This is a genomic window from Mesorhizobium sp. C416B (assembly GCF_030323165.1).
Classification (GTDB): domain Bacteria; phylum Pseudomonadota; class Alphaproteobacteria; order Rhizobiales; family Rhizobiaceae; genus Mesorhizobium.
Genome location: NZ_CP100471.1, coordinates 5,387,064 through 5,405,805, shown reverse-complemented (window position 1 = coordinate 5,405,805; position 18,742 = coordinate 5,387,064). Strand labels below are relative to the sequence as shown.

The 18,742-nt window shown below is 64.8% G+C and carries 16 protein-coding genes; 8 read left to right on the top strand and 8 right to left on the bottom strand.

All coding sequences use genetic code 11. The features are described 5' to 3' along the window. Positions 1-66: 66 nt before the first annotated feature. From NLY43_RS26340 to NLY43_RS26325, 4 genes are all read left to right on the top strand, one after another. Positions 67-1,071 (top strand): AAA family ATPase, encoded by a 1,005-nt coding sequence (locus NLY43_RS26340; protein WP_023711133.1) that lies wholly within the window; start codon positions 67-69, stop codon positions 1,069-1,071. Next, complete coding sequence (locus NLY43_RS26335) at positions 1,071-1,985, top strand: DUF58 domain-containing protein (protein WP_023711132.1); 915 nt, start codon at positions 1,071-1,073, stop codon at positions 1,983-1,985. Before NLY43_RS26340 ends, NLY43_RS26335 begins: the two co-directional genes overlap by 1 nt. Next, complete coding sequence (locus NLY43_RS26330) at positions 1,982-4,807, top strand: DUF4159 domain-containing protein (RefSeq protein WP_023711131.1); 2,826 nt, start codon at positions 1,982-1,984, stop codon at positions 4,805-4,807. Before NLY43_RS26335 ends, NLY43_RS26330 begins: the two co-directional genes overlap by 4 nt. 211 nt (positions 4,808-5,018) lie before the next feature. Beyond that, positions 5,019-7,103 (top strand): membrane protein, encoded by a 2,085-nt coding sequence (locus NLY43_RS26325; protein ID WP_023748150.1) that lies wholly within the window; start codon positions 5,019-5,021, stop codon positions 7,101-7,103. 188 nt (positions 7,104-7,291) lie between these two features. Here NLY43_RS26325 and clpS read toward each other — a convergent pair whose 3' ends face one another. From clpS to NLY43_RS26305, 4 genes are all read right to left on the bottom strand, one after another. Beyond that, a complete protein-coding gene (gene clpS / locus NLY43_RS26320) occupies positions 7,292-7,597 on the bottom strand; it encodes an ATP-dependent Clp protease adapter ClpS (RefSeq protein WP_023683679.1) in 306 nt (101 codons plus the stop codon). A 133-nt stretch (positions 7,598-7,730) separates the two neighbouring features. Then, the gene (locus tag NLY43_RS26315; RefSeq protein WP_023705924.1) at positions 7,731-8,078 is read right to left on the bottom strand and encodes a hypothetical protein; all 348 of its coding nucleotides are present in this window, start codon (positions 8,076-8,078) and stop codon (positions 7,731-7,733) included. A 154-nt stretch (positions 8,079-8,232) separates the two neighbouring features. After that, the gene (locus tag NLY43_RS26310; protein ID WP_023670004.1) at positions 8,233-8,463 is read right to left on the bottom strand and encodes a hypothetical protein; all 231 of its coding nucleotides are present in this window, start codon (positions 8,461-8,463) and stop codon (positions 8,233-8,235) included. A gap of 39 nt (positions 8,464-8,502) precedes the next feature. Further along, positions 8,503-8,805 (bottom strand): hypothetical protein, encoded by a 303-nt coding sequence (locus NLY43_RS26305; protein WP_023705925.1) that lies wholly within the window; start codon positions 8,803-8,805, stop codon positions 8,503-8,505. A gap of 258 nt (positions 8,806-9,063) precedes the next feature. Here NLY43_RS26305 and NLY43_RS26300 point away from each other — a divergent pair, with 258 nt between their 5' ends. From NLY43_RS26300 to NLY43_RS26290, 3 genes are all read left to right on the top strand, one after another. After that, positions 9,064-9,780 (top strand): response regulator, encoded by a 717-nt coding sequence (locus tag NLY43_RS26300; RefSeq protein WP_023670002.1) that lies wholly within the window; start codon positions 9,064-9,066, stop codon positions 9,778-9,780. Further along, entirely contained in the window at positions 9,777-11,186 is a 1,410-nt protein-coding gene (locus NLY43_RS26295; protein ID WP_023670001.1) for an ATP-binding protein, read from the top strand. Before NLY43_RS26300 ends, NLY43_RS26295 begins: the two co-directional genes overlap by 4 nt. A gap of 93 nt (positions 11,187-11,279) precedes the next feature. Further along, entirely contained in the window at positions 11,280-11,684 is a 405-nt protein-coding gene (locus NLY43_RS26290) for a YciI family protein (protein ID WP_023711129.1), read from the top strand. A gap of 18 nt (positions 11,685-11,702) precedes the next feature. Here NLY43_RS26290 and NLY43_RS26285 read toward each other — a convergent pair whose 3' ends face one another. Both NLY43_RS26285 and NLY43_RS26280 read right to left on the bottom strand, forming a co-directional pair. Then, positions 11,703-13,178: a pyridoxal phosphate-dependent decarboxylase family protein gene (locus tag NLY43_RS26285; RefSeq protein WP_023711128.1), complete on the bottom strand. Its 1,476-nt coding sequence runs from the start codon at positions 13,176-13,178 to the stop codon at positions 11,703-11,705. Between the two features lie 19 nt (positions 13,179-13,197). Beyond that, positions 13,198-14,283: a PLP-dependent cysteine synthase family protein gene (locus NLY43_RS26280; protein WP_023711127.1), complete on the bottom strand. Its 1,086-nt coding sequence runs from the start codon at positions 14,281-14,283 to the stop codon at positions 13,198-13,200. 215 nt (positions 14,284-14,498) lie between these two features. Here NLY43_RS26280 and NLY43_RS26275 point away from each other — a divergent pair, with 215 nt between their 5' ends. Continuing rightward, positions 14,499-16,514 (top strand): transcriptional regulator, encoded by a 2,016-nt coding sequence (locus tag NLY43_RS26275; protein WP_031199223.1) that lies wholly within the window; start codon positions 14,499-14,501, stop codon positions 16,512-16,514. Positions 16,515-16,611: 97 nt separating this feature from the next. Here the strand turns inward: NLY43_RS26275 and choV are convergent, their stop codons facing one another. Both choV and choW read right to left on the bottom strand, forming a co-directional pair. Further along, complete coding sequence (gene choV, locus NLY43_RS26270) at positions 16,612-17,793, bottom strand: choline ABC transporter ATP-binding protein (protein ID WP_023669996.1); 1,182 nt, start codon at positions 17,791-17,793, stop codon at positions 16,612-16,614. Then, on the bottom strand, positions 17,790-18,644 hold the full coding sequence (gene choW / locus NLY43_RS26265) for a choline ABC transporter permease subunit (RefSeq protein ID WP_023669995.1): 855 nt from the start codon (positions 18,642-18,644) through the stop codon (positions 17,790-17,792). Before choW ends, choV begins: the two co-directional genes overlap by 4 nt. Positions 18,645-18,742 lie beyond the last annotated feature (98 nt).

The following is an 18,742-nucleotide window of genomic DNA, read 5'->3' as shown; positions in this document are numbered from 1 at the left end:
CCGAATCGCGGCATTCTAAGGCACTACAGTGCAAGCCGGTACTTCCAGCACAAGGATCGATGCGGCATGAGCGTAATGGTCAAGGAAAGCCCAATCAACGAAAAGGACATGATCGCCCAGGCCGAGACGGCGCTGGCCGATATTTCCAGGGTGCGCGACGGCGTCGGCCGCGTCATTTTCGGCCAGGAAGTGGTGGTCGAGCGCACGCTGGTGGCGCTGCTTGCCGGCGGCCATGCGCTGCTGGTCGGCGTGCCCGGCCTTGCCAAGACCAAGCTGGTCGAAACGCTCGGTGTCGTGCTCGGCCTCGATTCGCGCCGCATCCAGTTCACGCCCGACCTGATGCCGTCCGACATTCTCGGCTCCGAAGTGATGGAGCAGGACGAGGCGGGAAAGCGCTCCTTCCGCTTCATCTCCGGCCCGATCTTCGCGCAATTGCTGATGGCCGACGAGATCAACCGCGCCTCGCCGCGCACCCAGTCGGCGCTGCTGCAGGCAATGCAGGAATATCACGTCACCATCGCCGGCATTCGCCATGACCTGCCCGCACCCTTCCATGTACTGGCGACGCAAAACCCGCTGGAGCAGGAAGGCACCTATCCCCTGCCCGAAGCGCAGCTCGACCGCTTCCTGATGCAGGTCGACATCCTTTATCCCGAAATCGAGGCCGAGCGGCGCATTCTGCTGGAGACCACCGGCATCGAGGACGCCAAGGCGCAAAACGTGCTGCAGCCGGCGCGGCTGAGGGAAATCCAGACGCTGATCCGCCGTATGCCGGTGCCCGAAAGTGTCGTCGACGCCATCCTCAAACTGGTGCGTTCGGCGCGTCCCGGCCAGGGCAATGCCGAGACCGACAAGCATGTCGCCTGGGGTCCCGGCCCGCGCGCCAGCCAGGCGCTGACGCTGTGCGCCCGTGCGCGCGCGCTTTATGACGGGCGGCTGGCGCCGTCGGTGGACGACATCCGCGCGCTGGCCGAACCGGTGCTGCAGCACCGCATGGCGCTGACCTTTGCCGCCCGCGCCGAGGGCACGACCGTGCGCGACGTGGTAGCGAAACTGGCCAAAGGAATCTGATGGCGCGTATCGGCGAAGTCCAGGCACCGGCAGCGACGCGCGACGCGCTCGCCAGGGGCCGCTTGCGGGCTTCGCTGGTGCCGGACCTGCTGGTCGAGGCGCGCCGTATCGTCAATACGGTAATTGCCGGCTGGCATGGCCGCCGCAAGCGCGGCATCGGCGAGAATTTCTGGCAGTTCCGCCCCTATGTCGAAGGCGATTCCTCGCGCATCGACTGGCGCCGTTCGGCCCGTGACGACCACACCTATGTGCGCGACCGCGAATGGGAAGCAGCCCACACGGTGTGGCTTTGGGCCGACCCATCGCCCTCCATGCTCTACAAATCGACTGGCGCCAGCGTTTCCAAGGAATCGCGCGCGCTGGTGCTGGCACTGGCCATGGCCGAATTGCTATCTCGCAGCGGCGAGCGCATCGCCTGGCCCGGCCTGACCGATCCGTTCACCGCCCGCAACGGCGCCGAGCGCATCGCGGCGCAATTGATGCACGCCACCGACCCGCCGGCAAAGCCTGACCTGTCCGCCATCCGCCGCTTCTGCGACATCGTCGTCGTCAGCGATTTCCTCGACCCGGTCGAGGAGACCATGGAATGGCTCGATGTGCTGGCGCGGCATGGCGTGCGTGCGCATCTGATCGAGGTTGCCGATCCGGCGGAGGAGACCTTTCCCTATGCCGGCCGCACCGAATTCACCGATCCCGAGACCGGCGACAAGCTGACCGCCGGCCGCGCCGAAATGCTCGGCGACGAATACCGCCTGCTCTACACCGCCCGCCGCCAGGAGTTGGCCAGCTGGTGCAAGCGCCTCGGCTGGAGCTACACCGTCAACCACACCGACCGCCTCGCTTCCGAGGCGTTGGTGCGCATCCACATGGCGATGACCGCCGATGGCGCATTCGTGGGAAAGGCCGGCGCATGAACTGGCTGCCGCTCTCCTTTGGCGCTCCCATGGTGTTGTGGGGCCTGCTCGCGCTGCCGGTGATCTGGTGGCTGCTCAGGCTCACACCGCCCAAGCCGCAGTCCGAAATGTTTCCGCCGCTGAAGATCCTCGCTCGCGTGCTGAAGCGCGAGGAAACGCCGCAGCAGAGCCCGTGGTGGCTGACGCTGCTGCGGCTGTTGATGGCAGCCCTTGTCGTCGCGGCATTAGCCGAACCCGTTTTCAATCCGCGCGAAAAATTGCCGGCCGAGGGCGCCGCCCTGGCGCTCGTCATCGACAATGACTGGGCGAGTGCCGCCGACTGGGGCAAGCGCGTCGCCACCGCCCAGCGGCTGATCGCCGATGCCGGTTCGAACGGCGTACCGGTCGTCATCGCCTTCACCGCCGAAAAGCCGAACGCCGAGATCGGCCCCTTCGATGCCGCGGCTGCCCTCGACCGGCTGCGCGCCGCCAAGCCGAGGCCGATCCCAACCGACCGACCCGCCGTCTATGCCCGCGTCGCCGGCGTGCTGGAAACCTTGCCCGGCGCCAGCGTTGCCGTTCTCGCCGACGGCCTTGCGGCAAAGGGCGACGAGGCCGCCTTCAACACACTGCTGTCGAAAAATGCCGCCCGTGTCGTCTGGGCCAATTCCGACCGGCTGGCGCTGACTGGGCTCACTGGCGCCGAAAATCAGGTCGACGGCTTCGCCCTGACCGCCATCCGCGCGCCCGGCGACCCGGCGCCGGCACAAGTCACCGCCGGCGCCTTCGACGACAAGGGCCGCCGCATCGCCGACGCGACGCTGACCTTCGCGCCGGGTGAGACTACCGCCAGCGGCACGATGGCGGTGCCGTTCGAACTGCGCAACGACTTCGCCTCGATCGCGCTCGACGGCGAACGCCAGGCAGGTGCGGTGCGCGTGCTCGACGAAAGCTCCAAGCGCCGCCGCGTCGGACTTTTATCGCAGGCCGAGGCCGACCAGGCGCAGCCGCTTCTGTCGCCGCTCTATTACATCAGGCGCGCGCTGCAGCCTTTCGCCGATCTGGTCGAACCGTCGAGCGTCGATCTCGCCGACGCCATCCCGCAGCTTCTCGACCAGAAGCCGGCGATGATCGTCATGGCCGATATCGGTACCATTCCGCCGCAGGTCCATCAGCGGCTGGTCGACTGGGTCGACAATGGCGGCACGCTGGTGCGCTTTGCCGGTTCGCGGCTGGCCGCCGCCGGCAATGACGATGATCTGTTGCCGGTCAGGCTGCGCACCGGCGAGCGCTCGCTTGGCGGCGCGCTGTCATGGACGACGCCGCAGGCGGTGACCGAATTCCCGAAGAACGGCCCGTTCGCCGACCTCGCACCGCCGGCCGAGGTCACGGTGAGCCGGCAGGTGCTGGCCGAACCGACGCCGGACATCGTCGAACGCACCTGGGCAACCCTTGCCGATGGCACCCCGCTGGTGACCGGGTTGAAGAAGGGCAAGGGCACGCTGGTTCTGTTCCACATCACCCCGGAAGCGACATGGTCGACGCTGCCGATCTCCGGCAGCTTCGTCGAGATGCTGCGGCGCATCGTGCAGCTGTCGCGCAACCAGGGTGCGGCGGTTGCCAACGCCGAAGCCGCTGCTACGTCGCTGGCACCTTATCGCATGATAGCCGCCGACGGCACTTTGGTGCCGCCGACGCCGGACGCGCGACCGCTGGTCCCCGGCGCCGGCACGCTGCCGGTGACGTTCGAGAACCCGCCCGGCCTCTACGGCTCGGAAACCGGCGTTTTCGCCCACAATCTGCTCGAACCGGCCACCGCCTTCGCGCCGCTGGTGCGCCCGCAATTCACAGTGCCGGTGACCAATATCCAGTACGCTTTCGATGAATCGCGCGACCTCAAGGGATCGCTGGTCACAGCGGCACTTGCGCTTATGCTGCTCGACACGCTGGCGGTGTTCTGGATGGGCGGGCTGATGTCGCGCCGACCGCGCCGCGGCCGATCGGCCGCAGCAACGACGGCTGCGCTGCTGCTTGGCCTCGGCATGCTGTTTGGCCATGCCGACCTCGCCCACGCCGACGACGCCAAGCCCGGCGATGCCGCGGCAATCGAGGATATTGCCAAGACCCGCATCGCCTATGTGCTGACCGGTGTGCCCGGTGACGATTCGATCAGCCGCGCCGGGCTCGAAGGCCTGACCCGCTTCCTGATCGAGAAGACCGCGCTCGAGCCGGGCGCGCCGGCGGGCGTCGATATCTCGAAGGACGAGCTTTCCTTCTATCCGCTGATCTACTGGCCGATCGATCCTTCCGCGCCGATGCCGAGCCAAGCCGCGATCGCCCGCATCGACGCCTATATGCAGCAGGGCGGCACGGTGCTGTTCGACACGCGCGACCAGTTCGCCAACGGCATCGGTGCGGATTCGGCGAGCCCGGCGACGGAACGGTTGCGCGACATTCTCGGCAATCTCAACGTGCCGCCGCTGGAGCCGGTGCCCGCCGACCATGTGCTGACCAAATCCTTCTTCATCCTGCCCGAATTTCCCGGCCGCTTCTCCGGCAGCCCGCTCTGGGTGGAAGCCTCGCTCGAGGCCAGCAATGCCGAGAATCGGCCGGTACGCGTCGGCGACGGCGTCTCGCCGATCCTGATCACCGCCAATGATTTTGCCGGCGCCTGGGCCGTCGACGGGAATGGTGACCCGCTTTTGCCGACCGTGCCATCGGATCCGATGCAGCGCATCTATGCGCTGCGCGCCGGCGTCAACATCATGATGTACATGCTGACCGGCAACTACAAATCCGACCAGGTGCACGTGCCCATCCTGCTCGAACGGTTGGGGCAATAGGATGGCAGTATTGGCTAATTTCGTCTCGATCCTGTCTGGCGCCGGCGGCGCAGCCTCACCCTCACCCTCCCCCTTTTGGGGAGGCTCGGCTCGCTGTCGCAGCGAAGCGAAGACAGTGGGCCGGGGTGGGGGTGCAGCCAGCGCTCTGTCGCCTACCCCCACCCCGCTCCGCTACGCGGATCGACCCTCCCCACAAGAGGGAGGGTAAACGATGAACTGGTCGATTTCGTTCGAACCGCTGCTGTCCTGGCCCTTGCTGGCTTTGGTGCTCGCACCGCTGCTGGTGCTGGCCGCTGTCGGCTTGTGGTTTCGCCAGCGCGGCGCGATCTTCCGCTTCGCGGCGCTGATTGCGCTGGGCGCAGCACTCCTCAATCCGGTCTTCCTCGATGAGGAGCGCGAGGCGCTGAAGAGCGTCGTTGCCGTCATCGTCGACCGCAGCCAGAGCCAGGATATCGGCGACCGGACCAAACAGACCGACGAAGCGCTTGCCGGTTTGCAGCAGCGCCTTGGCCGCTTCAAGCAGTTCGACGTCCGCGTCGTCGAGGCCGGCAAGTCGGAAGCCGCCGACGAGCGCACCGAGACCAAGCTTTTTGCAGCGCTTGAAGGCGCCTTCCGCGACGTGCCGCCCTCGCGCATCGGTGGCGCCATCATGATCACCGATGGCGAGGTGCATGACGCACCGGCCGCCCCCGACTTCAATGCGCCGCTGCACGCGCTGATCACCGGCAACGAGCACGAGAAGGACCGCCGCATCCGCTTCGAGAACGCGCCGCGCTTCGGCCTCGTCGGCAAGCCGCTCGACATGACCTACCGCGTCATCGCCACCGACGGCGAAACCGGCCCGGTCGATGTCCGCGTCTCGGTAAATGGCGAGCAGGTCGCGGTCGAAGAGGCGACCATCGGCCAGGCGATGCCGCTGCAGGTGACCATCCCCGGCGCCGGCCGCAACATCGTCGAACTCTCCATCGACCGCGAGCCGGGTGAACTGACCGACGCCAACAACCGCGCCATCGCGCTGATCGACGGCATCCGCGAGAACTTGCGCGTGCTTTTGGTTTCCGGCGAACCGCATGCCGGCGAGCGCACGTGGCGCAATCTGCTGAAATCCGACGCCTCGGTCGATCTCGTCCATTTCACTATTTTGCGGCCGCCGGAAAAGCAGGACGGCACGCCGATCAACGAACTGTCGCTGATCGCCTTCCCGACCCGCGAGTTGTTCGTCGAGAAGATCAAGGATTTCGATCTCATCATCTTCGACCGCTACCAGCACCGCGACGTGCTGCCGATCCTCTATTACGACTACATCTCCGAATATGTCGAAAAGGGCGGCGCGCTGCTGATCGCCGCCGGGCCGGAATATGCCGGCGACGCCTCGATCGCCCGCACCCCGCTAATGTCGTCGCTGCCGGCAATGCCGACCGGCGAAGTCATCGACAAGGCCTTCTATCCGCGCCTCACCGATCTCGGCCAGCGCCATCCGGTGACGCGCGGCCTCGACGGCTCGGCGACCGAGCCGCCGCGCTGGAGCCGCTGGTTCCGCACCATCGGCGTACAGAACCCCGAAGGCGAAGTGGTGATGAAGGGCGCCGACAACCGCCCGCTGCTTCTGCTCGATCATAAGGGCGAAGGCCGCGTCGGCATGCTTCTGTCCGATCAGGGCTGGCTATGGGCGCGCGGCTTCGAGGGTGGCGGCCCGCATGTCCAGCTTTACCGCCGCATCGCCCACTGGCTGATGAAGGAACCTGAACTCGAGGAAGAGCGGCTGACTGCCGACGGCCGCGGCATGATGCTGGAAATCCGCCGCCAGACGATGAGCGACGATCCCGGCCCGGCGCAGGTGATCACCCCTTCGGGCAAGGCGCTGATCGTCAAGCTGGAGAAGTCCGAACCCGGCGTTTTCCTGGGCAGCATCGAGACCAAGGAGATCGGCCTCTACCAGATCGGCAATGGTGACCTGACCGCACTCGCCCATGTCGGCCCGGTCAACGCGCCGGAATTCTCCGACGTCGTCTCCACCGAGGACCGGTTGAAGGCTCCGACTGAGGCCACCGGCGGCAGCGTGCGCCGGCTGGCGGCCTCCTCCACCCTTGGCCAGATCACCGGCAGTGTCGCCCTGCCCTCCATCGTCCCGGTCCGCGCCTCCGGTGCGGCCTCGGGCGCAGACTGGATCGGCCTGCGCAGCACCGACGACAGCGTGCTCAAAGCCGTCTCGCGCGTACCCCTGTTCGGCGGCTTCCTCGGCCTTTGCCTGCTGCTGCTGGCCATGGGCGCGATGTGGTACAGAGAGGGACGGTAGCACCGCTTATCCTTCTCCCGGCTCACGGAGAGAAGGTGCCCGAAGGGCGGATGAGGGGCAGCGCGAGCCTGAGGTTGTTGGCAATCTCCTCGGCCCGCGCAAGCGAACTGTCATCGACCTCGGCGCTGCCCCTCATTGTCCTGCCGGACATTTCTCCCCGTATAGTGACGGGGAGAAAGACGCTCAACCTACTCCTCCGGCTCCGTCGTAAACAGCAGCGGGTACCCCTTGGCCTTGGCCGCGTCGATGGCCCGTGTCGCCTTGGTCTCGGCCACATCCCTGGTGAAGACGGCAACGACGCAAACGCCGAGCCGGTGCGCGGTGATCATCACCCGGTTCGCCTGGTCTTCGCTGAGCTTGAACTCGCCCTTCAGCACCGTCACCACGAATTCGCGCGGCGTAAAATCGTCATTGATGAGGATGACCTTGTAGAGCTTCGGTCGCTCGGTCTGCGGCTTGGTCTTGGTCCGGGGTTTGGAGCTGATTTCAGGCATCGGGAACCGGTATCGCGCGAGGGGTCGCTCTCACTTTGTCATGGGGGAAAGCCGTCGTCCATTTTGATCGGCGCGCCAAACCGGCTTCCCGGAAGTGCTGCCGTTCACAAATTTAGGAACTGTGCGCTGCGGTTCAACGGCCCTGGCGGTCGGCGACGCGACGAGCCTGGAATTGCCGTGCGCTGGATGCCGCATCGGGCCTTGATCCGGCCGCCTTGTATTCGACCCAGGCGACCGCGAGCCAGCCGAAGAAGCAGGCCAGCGCCGCGCCGGTGATCACGGTCAGCAGCAGGCTTTGCCATGGTGTGATGTATTGCCAGCTGCTGGAGATTGCCGGTGCAAACAGCGACGGCTCCGTGCGCCCGCTCACCGGATCGGGCACCGGGCTGGCGGTGAACTGGATCAGCACCCTGACCATGGCCGAGGCCACAAGGCCGCCGATGGCCATCGAGCGCAGAATGGATGAAAGCCGCTTCTTCATGCGGGCTATCCTACCGGACCGGCATTGCAAACGGGTTAAAGTCCTGGGTGGCCGGCACCCATCAACGGGTAATCATGCTCTCACACGACAAGGCCGCTCCAGCCGGGGGGTGCTGGAGCGGCCTTGTTACAGACAAACCTGTTGGCTGTCTGGATCAGGCCTTCGGGGCGTCCGTCTTGACGACCTTCTTCGCCTTCTTGTGCTTCTTGACGGGCTTCTTGGCGACGACCTTCTTCACCGGGGGCTTGGCGGTCGTGGTCGCCGGAGCGGTGGTCGTGGAAGCAGCCGGAGCAGCGGTCGTGGTGGCAGCAGCATTGCCCAGAGCCGGCATTGCGAAAGCGAGAGCGACGGCGAGACCGGTGGCGGAGAGGATGGACTTTTTCATGGCTTCATTTCCTTCTTTGTGCGGGTCGAGTTTCGAGTGTCACTGAACCGGGTCGATCGGTGTCACTCCAAGCAGCTTCAAAGCGTTCGCGAGCATCCGGATACCCTGTGCCTGTTTCTTGTTGGCGCAGAACCGGTTTCCCTTTCTTTGCAGTGCTTTCGCCGCGGTGACCTGCGTTGCCGCGGCATGGGTTTCGAGGGCTTCGTCTACCTGGCGATTGAGATCGATGCAGCGCTCGCTCCTTGTGATCGGCGTCACCTTTGCGGTTGTGGCTCCGATCGCGGCTGTGACGAGCGGAATGCTGAGCAGCGCACCCATCAAGCTGATCGTGAACCTGTGCATCGGTAATGTCCGTTACTCCGGAGACTTAGCGTCGCAGCCGATGTCCTGACCGCCACGGCACCCTTTATGCCCTTGATTCTTTTCGGGAGTTTTTCCGGACTATAGAATTTTGTTTCTGGACTGTTTCTGGCAAATCGGCTTTGCGGGCGATCATCGCCGCTCGCCAACATGTGGCCAGAATTCTATCGTGTGGGTGACGCCACAGAAGCAGACTCAGAAGGCAGCCGCCGACGGGCCGCCAGCAATGACAGGATCGCCGTGAAATCCGATGCGCACATACTGATCGTCGACGACGACAAGGGCATTCGCGACCTGCTTCAGGAATTCTTCCAGAAGCGCGGCCTGCGCACCACGGTTGCCGCCGACGGCGTCGAGATGGAAGACATACTGCGCCGCACGCAGGTAGACCTGATCGTGCTTGATGTGATGCTGCCAGGAAAGAGCGGGCTGGAGCTCTGCCGCGACCTGCGCGCCAGCTACTCGACGCCGATCATCATGCTGACGGCGGTGACCGAGACCACCGACCGCGTCGTCGGCCTGGAGATGGGCGCCGACGACTATGTGCCCAAACCCTTCGATCCGCGCGAGCTGCTGGCCCGCATCCGCGCCGTTTTGAGGCGCAATGGTGCTGCTGAGCCGAAGCGCGCCACCACCAAGCAAATCTACCATTTCGCCGGCTGGACGATGGACTGCTCGCGCCGGCGGCTGATGGCGCCGGGCGATGTCAGGGTCGAGCTGACGATGGCGGAGTTCAACCTGTTGCAGACCTTCGTCAAAAGCGCGCAGCGCGTGCTCACCCGCGACCAGCTCATCGAGCTTTCCGGCGGTGACAGCGACTATTCCTTCGATCGCAGTATCGACATCCTGGTCAGCCGTCTCAGGCGCAAGATGGAAGACGACCCCAAGACGCCGAAACTGATCCTGACCGTGCGCAGCGGCGGCTACCAGTTCCTGCCCGAGACCACCTCCGAATGAGACGGTTCCTGCCGCAAACCCTGCCGGTCTGGGTTTTGCTCATCGTCATTGCCGGCCTGCTGATCAGCCAGGTCGCTACGCTCTATATCGTCTCGCGCGATCGCGCCGTCGCCAATGACGAGGTCGATCTCTACCGGCTTAACGACCGCGCCTATTCGCTGGTGCAGCTGATGCATGACGACACGCCGGAGCAGCGCAAGCTGACGGCCTCCGGTCTGTTCAACGCCACCTATGCGCTGACCGTGTCGGACACGCCCGCGGTCACCTCGTCGATCGCCGGCGACGACGAACTGGCCGAACTCGAGGACATCCTGGTCGGGCGGCTGTCGAAATTCGGCATCACCGACGCCCGCGTCCGGCGCGATCCGGCAACCCAGGCAGCCAACGCGCCTGGCGGTGTGGCCGTGACCAAGGATGTCGGCGCGGTGGAGCGTGACCTGTTATCGCTGGCGGCCAGCTTCGCCCAGAGCGACAAGCTGACGGCATCTGTCCGCTTCGCCGACGGCCAATGGCTGAATTTCACCGAGCCCAACACGCCGGTCGGACCGATATTGAGCTTCGACAGCCTGCCGCTCTATTCGCTGATCGCGGCCCTGGTGGTGATCATGTCGATCTGGTCGCTGCGCCGGCTGACGGCGCCCTATCGGATGATGGAAACGGCGGTCAACCGGATCGGCACGGATCTGAAGAGCCCGCCGATCGCCGAGACCGGCAGCCGCGAAATCCGCGCCGCGGCCAAAGCCGTCAACGCCATGCAGGTCCGGCTGCGCGACTATGTCGAGGACCGCGAACATCTGGCCGCCGCGCTCGCCCACGATCTGCGCACGCCGCTGACCCGCATGCGGCTGCGCCTCGAACTGTTGCGCAGATCGACGGCGCGCGAGGCGCTGGCCCACGACCTCGCCGACATCGAGAGCATCGCCAGCTCCGTCATCGACTTCGCCACCTTCGAAGTCACCGAGGAGAAGAGCGAGCGGATCGATTTCTGGTCGCTGGTGGAATCGATCGCCGACAGTTTCGAGGACGTCACGTTCGACCATGACGGTGCAAGGCCCCGCGGCATGATCTGCATGGCGCGGCCGGTGGCGCTCAAGCGCTGCGTCAACAATCTGGTCCAGAATGCCGTGACCTACGGCAAGAAAGCCCATGTCAGCCTGCGGCAGTCGGACGGCACGGTCACGCTGGTCATCCGCGACGAGGGGCCGGGCATACCGCAGGCGCAGCTCGACCAGGTGTTCGGTTCCTTCGTCCGGCTGGAGCAATCGCGCAACCGCCAGACCGGCGGTCTCGGCCTCGGCCTGACCATTGCCCGCAACATTGCGCGTGCCGCCGGCGGCGATGTCAACCTGTCCAACCATCCCCGTGGCGGCCTGCTGACGGAACTCAGCCTGCCGCTGGCGGCATAAGGCAGCAGACTAGCGTCTCGATGGGCTTCCGGGCTGGATCAGCCAACCCAACCTTGCAATAGTGCGGCCGCTTGAACAGGAGGAGATCGCCGCATGTTTTACGCCATCCTGGCCTATCACGTCGAACAGACCATCCAGTCCTTGACGCCGCAGCAGGATGCGGCGCTGATGCACGACCTGCTCGAGGTCAATGCCAGGCTGACCCGCGAAGGCAAGCTTGGGCCGGCGGCAAGACTGGCCGCCACCGCCGAGGCCGTCACGCTGCGTGGTCCGGGCGACGGCATCGTCATCGACGGGCCGTTTGCCGAGACCAAGGAACAATTGCTGGGTCTTTATGTCCTCGACTGCGCCACGCAGGAGGCGGCGATTGCAGCTGCGCGCGACTTGCGCCGCGTGAACCCCTCGGCGGTGTACGAGATCCGGCCGATCACATTTTACCTTCCCGGCGTGACGTTTCCCGCTACGGAGGGCGATTTAAAGGAGGCCGCCAGCGGCTGAGAACTACCCCATGGCCGGTCAGGCAGAAGCGATCTCGTTGCCCAGGCGGACCGTTTCGGCGACGAGAAGGTCGAGATCCTCGCGCCGGGTCCGGTGGTTGTTGATCGCCACCCTGAGGCAATGCCGGCCTTGCACCGTGGTATCGGAAATGGCGGCGGTTCCGTCTTCCTGCAGCCTCAGCATGATCTCGGTGTTGAGCGCTTTCGCGCGCTCGCCATCGAGACCATCCGCGCGATAGCGGAAGCAGACGATGTTGATGCTGGTCGGCGCCGTCAGTTCGAGCGCTGGTTCGGCCGCGATCAGCCCTGAGAGATACTGCCCCTGCGCAATGTTCTGGTCGATCAGGCGGCCGAATTTTTCGACGCCGTGTTCTCGCAACGCCATCCACACTTTGAGTGCCTTGAAGCCACGTGTCGTCTGCAGGCCATAGTCGTGCAGCCATTGGCCGGAGGCCAACCCGCGCGGTGTCGATTCCAGATATTCCGGCGTCACCGCGAAGGTCTTGCGATGCGCCGAGGCATCCCTGACCAACGCGCAGCCTGCCTCGAACGGCGCATGCAGCCATTTGTGCGGATCGAGCGCGATGGAATCGGCCCATTCGATGCCGGCGACGCGATACGCATTCTCAGGCGCGATCGCGATCAGCGCGCCGATGCAGCCGTCGACATGGAACCAGAGATCCTCCTCATGCGCCAGCTTGGCCAGCGCCTGCAGATCGTCGATGGCGCCGGTGTTGACAGTGCCGGCATTGCCGATGATGCAGGCCGGCTTGAACCCGGCCGCGCGATCTTCCGATATCGCCGCCCGCAAAGGTTCGATGTCGATGCGAAGTCCGGCGTCGCTGGCAATGCGCCGCAGCGCCTTGTTGCCGAGGCCGAGCGCTTCCATCCCCTTGCGGTGACAGGAATGGACCTGGTCCGAGCCATAGAAACGCAACGGCTTTTCGATGGCGGCAACGCCGTGCTCGCGCACGTCGATGCCGGCCTTGGTGTTGCGCGCCACGGTCAGCCCGATGATGTTGGCCATCGAACCGCCGCTGACCAGCGTGCCGCTGGCCGAAGCCGGCATGCCGGTCATCTGCTTGCACCAGTCGACCACCTGGCCGTCCATCAGGGCGGCGGCATGGTTGCCGCCGCCTAGATTGGAGCCCTGGATTGCCGCCAGGAAATCGCCGAGCGCGCCGGTAAAATTGCTCGATCCCATGTACCAGGACCAGAAGCGCGGGTGGATATTGCCCATCGGGTAGGGCATCACCTTATCCACGACATCGCCATAGATGTCGTCAAGCGGCGTTCGCGATTGCGGCAGCGACGTGGTGAAGAAATGCCTCACATCTCCAGGCATCTCCTGCCACACCGGCCGTTGCCTGACATCGCGCAGGTAAGCGACGGCATCGTCAACGATCCGATGCGACAGGCTTTGCACATCGGCCCAGTCCGAGGGGTCAAGCGTTTCCTCGGTACTGGTAGCCGAGTGTCCAGGCATCGCGTCCATGCAGATTGCTCCCGCGTCATCATGCCGGGAACTGGCAGCCGGGCGTGGAGCGCGACAGAGCGAGCTCTTCCGCATTCATCTCGGCCTCGATGCCGTCGAACAAAGGCGTGGTCATGTAGCGTTCACCGGTATCGGGAAGCATGCACAGGACCACCGATCCGGCCGGCGCCGTGCCGGCGATCTGGCGTGCAACGGCAAAGGCCGAACCGCCGGAAATGCCGGTGAAGATGCCTTCCTGCTGCGCCAGCGCCTTGGCCCATTTCATGCCCTCCGGCCCGGCGATCGGCATCACCTCGTCATAGAAGTTGCCATCGATGGCCTCCTGCAGGACGCTGGGAATGAAATCCGGCGTCCAACCCTGGATCGGGTGCGGTTCGAAAGCCGGATGGCTGGCGGCCGGCGCTCCGCCGGCGCCACGCATCTGCGGCTTGCCGCTGCCGACAAGCTGCGCATTAACCGGTTCGGTGAGCACGATCCGAGTCTCAGGCCGCTCGCGGCGCAGCACCCGCGCCACGCCGGCGACGGTGCCGCCGGTGCCGTAGCCGGTGACGAAATAGTCGAGCCGCGAGCCGACGAAATCGTTGACGATCTCGCGTCCCGTGGTTGCTTCATGGATGTCGGCGTTGGCCTTGGTCTCGAACTGGCGGGCCAGGAACCAGCCATTGGCTTCGGCCAGTTCCACCGCCTTCTTGTACATGCCGAAGCCTTTCTCGGCGCGCGGCGTCAGCACCACCTTGGCGCCCAGCATCCGCATCAGCTTGCGGCGCTCGACCGAGAAACTGTCGGCCATCGTCACCACCAGCTTGTAGCCCTTCTGCGCACAGACCATGGCAAGACCGATGCCCGTGTTGCCGCTGGTCGCCTCGACGATGGTCTGTCCCGGCTTGAGCGCGCCGGTGCGTTCACCTTCCTCGATGATGTTGAGCGCCAGCCGGTCCTTCACCGACGCAGCCGGATTGAAGAACTCGGCCTTGACGTAGATGGTCGCATGCGCCGGGCCGAGATTGTTGACGCGGATGACCGGCGTGTCGCCGACCGTATCGAGAATGCTGTCGAAAAGGCGGCCGCGGCCTGCCGTGGTTCTGATTTTCTGCTGATGCAACATGGGTAAACTCCTGGTTCTTGCTCACGGGCCGGTTACACACCGGCGGTTTGGGCGACGAGGTTTCGACACCTTGCCGCACTACAGGTCTTTGAAGTGCCACAATGTGGAAAGCACCACATTCGGCACACAATCTGCGAGCCGGGTGTGCACTTTGTCGCGTTCGGTGATAAAACAAGGTCCGGTGGGCAAGCGTGGGAAAAGGCGTGGAAACAGGCGTGGAATCGAGCCAGGCAAGCAGCCGGAAAGGCCTGTCTCTGCGGCTTTTCGGCCCGCTGGCGATTGTGCGCGACGCCGCTCCGGTGGCCTTGCCGGCATCGCGCAAGCTGCGCGCGCTGCTGGCCTATCTGGCGCTGGCGCCCCATCCGGTCGGACGTGGCAAGCTCTGCGAGTTGCTGTGGGACGTTCCAAATGATCCCAGGGGTGAGCTTCGCTGGTGCCTGAGCAAGCTGCGGGCCGCGCTCGACGAACCGGGCCGCGGCCGGATCGTAACCGTGCATGATACGATCGTGCTTGATCTCGACGGTATCTCGGTCGACGTGCTGGATGTTGGCGCGGCAACTGCCGCAGGCATCGAAACGCTCGAGCCGACGCGACTGCAGTTGCTCTCCGACCTGTTCGTCGGCGACTTCCTCGAAGGGCTGGAGATCGACCGCAGCCCTCTCTTCAACAGCTGGCTGACCGCGCAGCGCCGCCGTTTCGGTTCCTGCCAAGCTGCTATACTGGAACATCTGGTCAAGACGCTGCCGGCCGATTCCGAAGACGTCTCCGCCCATCTCGAAAAATGGCTGGAATTGACCCCGTTCGACAGCAGCGCCCATGTCGCACTCCTGGTGAGGCTGGCGCGGCGCGGCCAGTTCGGTGCCTGCGAGGACCATCTTGCCGCAGCAGCATCGCTCTTCCAATCGGAAGAGCTGGATTTTGGCCCTGTGCGCCAGGCGTGGCTTGCCATTCGCGCGGAACGTCACTGCGCGACTTTGCCGGCACAGCCTGCGGTAGCGCCGGTGGCGGGCCACAGCCCGATCGCGCGTGCCCCCACCGAAGCCGCGGCGCCCCACAAAGCTTCGCTTGCCGTGATGCCATTTGCCGAAGATGCCGGCGGCGTTTGTGGTGGGCTGGCCGACGGCTTGACCCACGACATCATTACCCGCCTCGCCAAGCTCAGGGACTTCTTTGTAATCGCCCGGGGCTCGGTCTTTGCGCTGGCAGAAAAGAACATCGCGCCGGAAGATGCCGGCCGCAGGCTGGATGTCGACTATGTCGCCACCGGCACGGTGCGCAGCCTGACCGGCCGCCTGATCGTCACCGTCGAGCTTGTCGAGGTGCGCACGGCCAGGATCGTCTGGGCCGAGACCTTCGAGCGCAAGCCCGAGGACATCTTCATTGTCCTCGACGATATCGGCAACAGCATCGTGGCCTTCATCTCATCCGAGATAGAGATGGTCGAGCGCAACCGCGCCATGCTGAAGGCGCCCAATTCGCTCAATGCCTGGGAGGCCTACCATCGAGGACTCTGGCATATGTATCGCTTCACCCGCAGCGAAAACGAGCAGGCCAGGCATTTCTTCGGCATCGCACTGCAGCAGGATCCGACCTTTACCCGCGCCTATGCCGGCCTGTCCTTCACCCATTGGCAGAGCGCCTTCCAGCGCTGGGGCGACCGCGACCAGGACAGCGCGCTTGCCTTTGAGGCGGCCGGCCAGAGCGTTTTGGTCGACGATCATAATCCCGCCGCGCACTGGGCGATGGGCCGGGCGCTGTGGCTGCGCGGCGAGGGTGATGCGTCCGTGCTAGAACTGCAAAGAGCCGTCGACCTCAGCCCGAACTTCGCGCTTGGCCACTATGCGCTGTCCTTCGTGCATTCGCAGTCGGGCGACCCGCACGCGGCGATCGGATCGTCGGATCATTCGCGCCATCTGTCGCCGTTCGACCCGATGCTGTTCGGCATGCTGGGCGCACGCGCCATGGCGCATGTCCGCCTCGGCCAGTTCGACGAGGCAGCCGATTGGGCACTGAAGGCGGCCGCCCGCCCCAACGCACATGTCATCATCCTGTCGATCGCCGCTCACTGCCTGGCGTTGGCTGGGCGGCTGGACGAGGCGAAAAACTTCGCCGCCGCCATCCGCAAGACGCTTCCGGATTACCGAGCCGACGACTTCATCGACACCTTCCGCTTCGACCGGGATGCCACAGCCCTGTTCAAGCTCGGCGCCACGCGCATCGGTCTGGCTTAGAGCATGATCCCAAAAAGTGGGTACCGGTTTTTGGAAAAGATCATGCTCCAACAAAGGGTTAGATCATGATGAGATTTCAACCAAATCTCATCATGATCTAGCGCCGCAACACCGCGCTCAGCACATCGCGTATCCCGATCGCGCCGACAAAGCGCGACTGGTCGTCGAACAGCGCCACGGGTGCCGTCTGCGAGCGGTGCATGGCCAGCATCACCGTCTTCAGCGAGGTCCCGGGGTTGGCCCAGAACACTTGCGCCGTCTCCTCCGGCTGCGCCTCGACATCGGCGCACGACACCCATACCGCCGGTTTGCCGTCGCGCTCGGCCGCCGCCACCAGCCCGTGCTCGTCGATCTTGAAACGCGTCGTCTTGCGCCGGTCGAGCCACACCCAGCCATTATCGCCGTGCTCGAGGTCGCGGCTGTCGCGCATGACGTTCCAGGCGGTCAGCACCGACAACGGATTCACATTGGCGATGAAGTCGCGGACATAGTCGTTGGCGGGCTTGAGCACGATGTCTTCCGGCGCCCCGGTCTGCACGATGCGCCCGCCTTCCATGATGGTGATGTGGGTGCCGATCTTCAGCGCCTCTTCCAGATCATGGCTGACGAAGATGATGGTCTTCTTCAGCTCCGCCTGCAGCTGCAGCAATTCGTCCTGCAGCTTGGTGCGGATCAGCGGATCGAGCGCCGAGAACGGCTCGTCCATCAGCAGGATCGGCGCCTCGGTGGCGAAGGCACGGGCCAGGCCGACGCGCTGCTGCATGCCGCCTGACAGCTCATGCGCGTATTTCTTCGACCACTGGTCGAGATTGACCAGTTTCAGCTGGCGTTGCACGCGCTCCTTGCGCTCTTGCTCCGGCACGCCGGCGAGTTCGAGACCGAGGCCGACATTCTCCTCCACCGTACGCCAAGGCAGCAGGCCGAACTGCTGGAACACCATCGCCACCTGCTTCTGCCGCAGCCGCCGCAGCGTCGCCTGATCGCAGGTCACGACATCGACGATATTGTCGCCGTCCTTGACCAGCACCTGGCCGCGCGACACCACGTTGAGCCGGTTGACCGCCCGCAGCAGCGTCGACTTGCCGGAGCCGGACAGGCCCATCAGCACCGAGATTTCGCCCTCATGCACGGTCAGGCTGGCGCCGGCGCAACCCAGCACATTGCCGGTCTTTTCAAGGATTTCGGCGCGCGTGGCGCCGCCGTCGATCAGAGCCAGCGAACCCGCCTGATCGGAGCCGAAGACGATATCGACATTTTTGAAATCGACGGCGACGGTCATTTCTTGCCTCCAACGCCGATACGCGTCATCCGGTCGAGCACGATGGCGAGTACGACAATCGCCAGGCCCGCCTCGAGCCCGAGATCGATGCGGCGCGAGCCGAGCGCGCGGTTGATTTCAGTGCCGAGGCCGCCGGCGCCGATCAGTGCTGCAAACACCACCATCGACAGCGACAGCATGATCGATTGCGTCAGCCCGGCCATGATGGTCGGCAAGGCCGAGGGCAGCTCGACCTTCCACAGCAGCTGCTGCTTGGTGGCGCCGAACGCCTCGCCGGCCTCGATGATCGACTTCGGCACCGAGACGACGCCGAGATGGGTGAGCCGGACCGCGGTCGGGATGACAAAGATGATGGTGACGATGAGGCCGGGCGCGTTGCCGAGACCGAACAGGGTCAGGACCGGGATCAGGTAGACGAAGGTCGGCAGCGTCTGCATCAGGTCGAGCACCGGCAGCATGATGCGGTAGACCTTCGGCTTGTGCGCGGCCCAGATGCCGAGCGGCACGCCGATGGCCATCGCCATGGCGGCGGCGGCCACGACCAGCACCAGCGTCTGCACCGTCTGCTTCCAGAGATTCTGGTTGATGATGAAGATCAGGCCGAGAAAGACGCCTATGGCCAGCGGCCGAGAGCGCTGCAGCAGCCAGGCGATGATGGCGATGATCAGCGCCAGCAGCACCGGCGGCACCATCAAAAGGATGCCAACCAGCCCGTCGAGCAAGAAATTGAGGCCATTCGAGAAGGCCCTGAACACGGTGTCGAAATTGTCGGTGAGGAAACCGAAGAACGCCTTTCCCCAGGCGCCGATCGGTATCTTGTGATCGACCATGAATTTCGAAATCGGATCCATATCGCCCCTCTCATGCGAGAGACCGCCTGCTTCCGGCCTCCGCTGTCGTTAGGTCATCTTCTCACAGGATATGAAAAAGGGCAGCCTTTTCTAGATTG

Excerpts from the sequence above, each read along its gene's own strand:
- NLY43_RS26285 (WP_023711128.1), bottom strand. The coding sequence starts at position 13,178 with ATGGACGCGATGCCTGGACACTCGGCTACCAGTACCGAGGAAACGCTT.
- NLY43_RS26325 (WP_023748150.1), top strand. The coding sequence starts at position 5,019 with ATGAACTGGTCGATTTCGTTCGAACCGCTGCTGTCCTGGCCCTTGCTG.
- NLY43_RS26340 (WP_023711133.1), top strand. The coding sequence starts at position 67 with ATGAGCGTAATGGTCAAGGAAAGCCCAATCAACGAAAAGGACATGATC.
- clpS (WP_023683679.1), bottom strand. The coding sequence starts at position 7,597 with ATGCCTGAAATCAGCTCCAAACCCCGGACCAAGACCAAGCCGCAGACC.
- NLY43_RS26335 (WP_023711132.1), top strand. The coding sequence starts at position 1,071 with ATGGCGCGTATCGGCGAAGTCCAGGCACCGGCAGCGACGCGCGACGCG.
- choW (WP_023669995.1), bottom strand. The coding sequence starts at position 18,644 with ATGGATCCGATTTCGAAATTCATGGTCGATCACAAGATACCGATCGGC.
- NLY43_RS26290 (WP_023711129.1), top strand. The coding sequence starts at position 11,280 with ATGTTTTACGCCATCCTGGCCTATCACGTCGAACAGACCATCCAGTCC.
- NLY43_RS26280 (WP_023711127.1), bottom strand. The coding sequence starts at position 14,283 with ATGTTGCATCAGCAGAAAATCAGAACCACGGCAGGCCGCGGCCGCCTT.
- NLY43_RS26295 (WP_023670001.1), top strand. The coding sequence starts at position 9,777 with ATGAGACGGTTCCTGCCGCAAACCCTGCCGGTCTGGGTTTTGCTCATC.
- NLY43_RS26305 (WP_023705925.1), bottom strand. The coding sequence starts at position 8,805 with ATGCACAGGTTCACGATCAGCTTGATGGGTGCGCTGCTCAGCATTCCG.
- NLY43_RS26310 (WP_023670004.1), bottom strand. The coding sequence starts at position 8,463 with ATGAAAAAGTCCATCCTCTCCGCCACCGGTCTCGCCGTCGCTCTCGCT.
- NLY43_RS26330 (WP_023711131.1), top strand. The coding sequence starts at position 1,982 with ATGAACTGGCTGCCGCTCTCCTTTGGCGCTCCCATGGTGTTGTGGGGC.
- NLY43_RS26315 (WP_023705924.1), bottom strand. The coding sequence starts at position 8,078 with ATGAAGAAGCGGCTTTCATCCATTCTGCGCTCGATGGCCATCGGCGGC.
- choV (WP_023669996.1), bottom strand. The coding sequence starts at position 17,793 with ATGACCGTCGCCGTCGATTTCAAAAATGTCGATATCGTCTTCGGCTCC.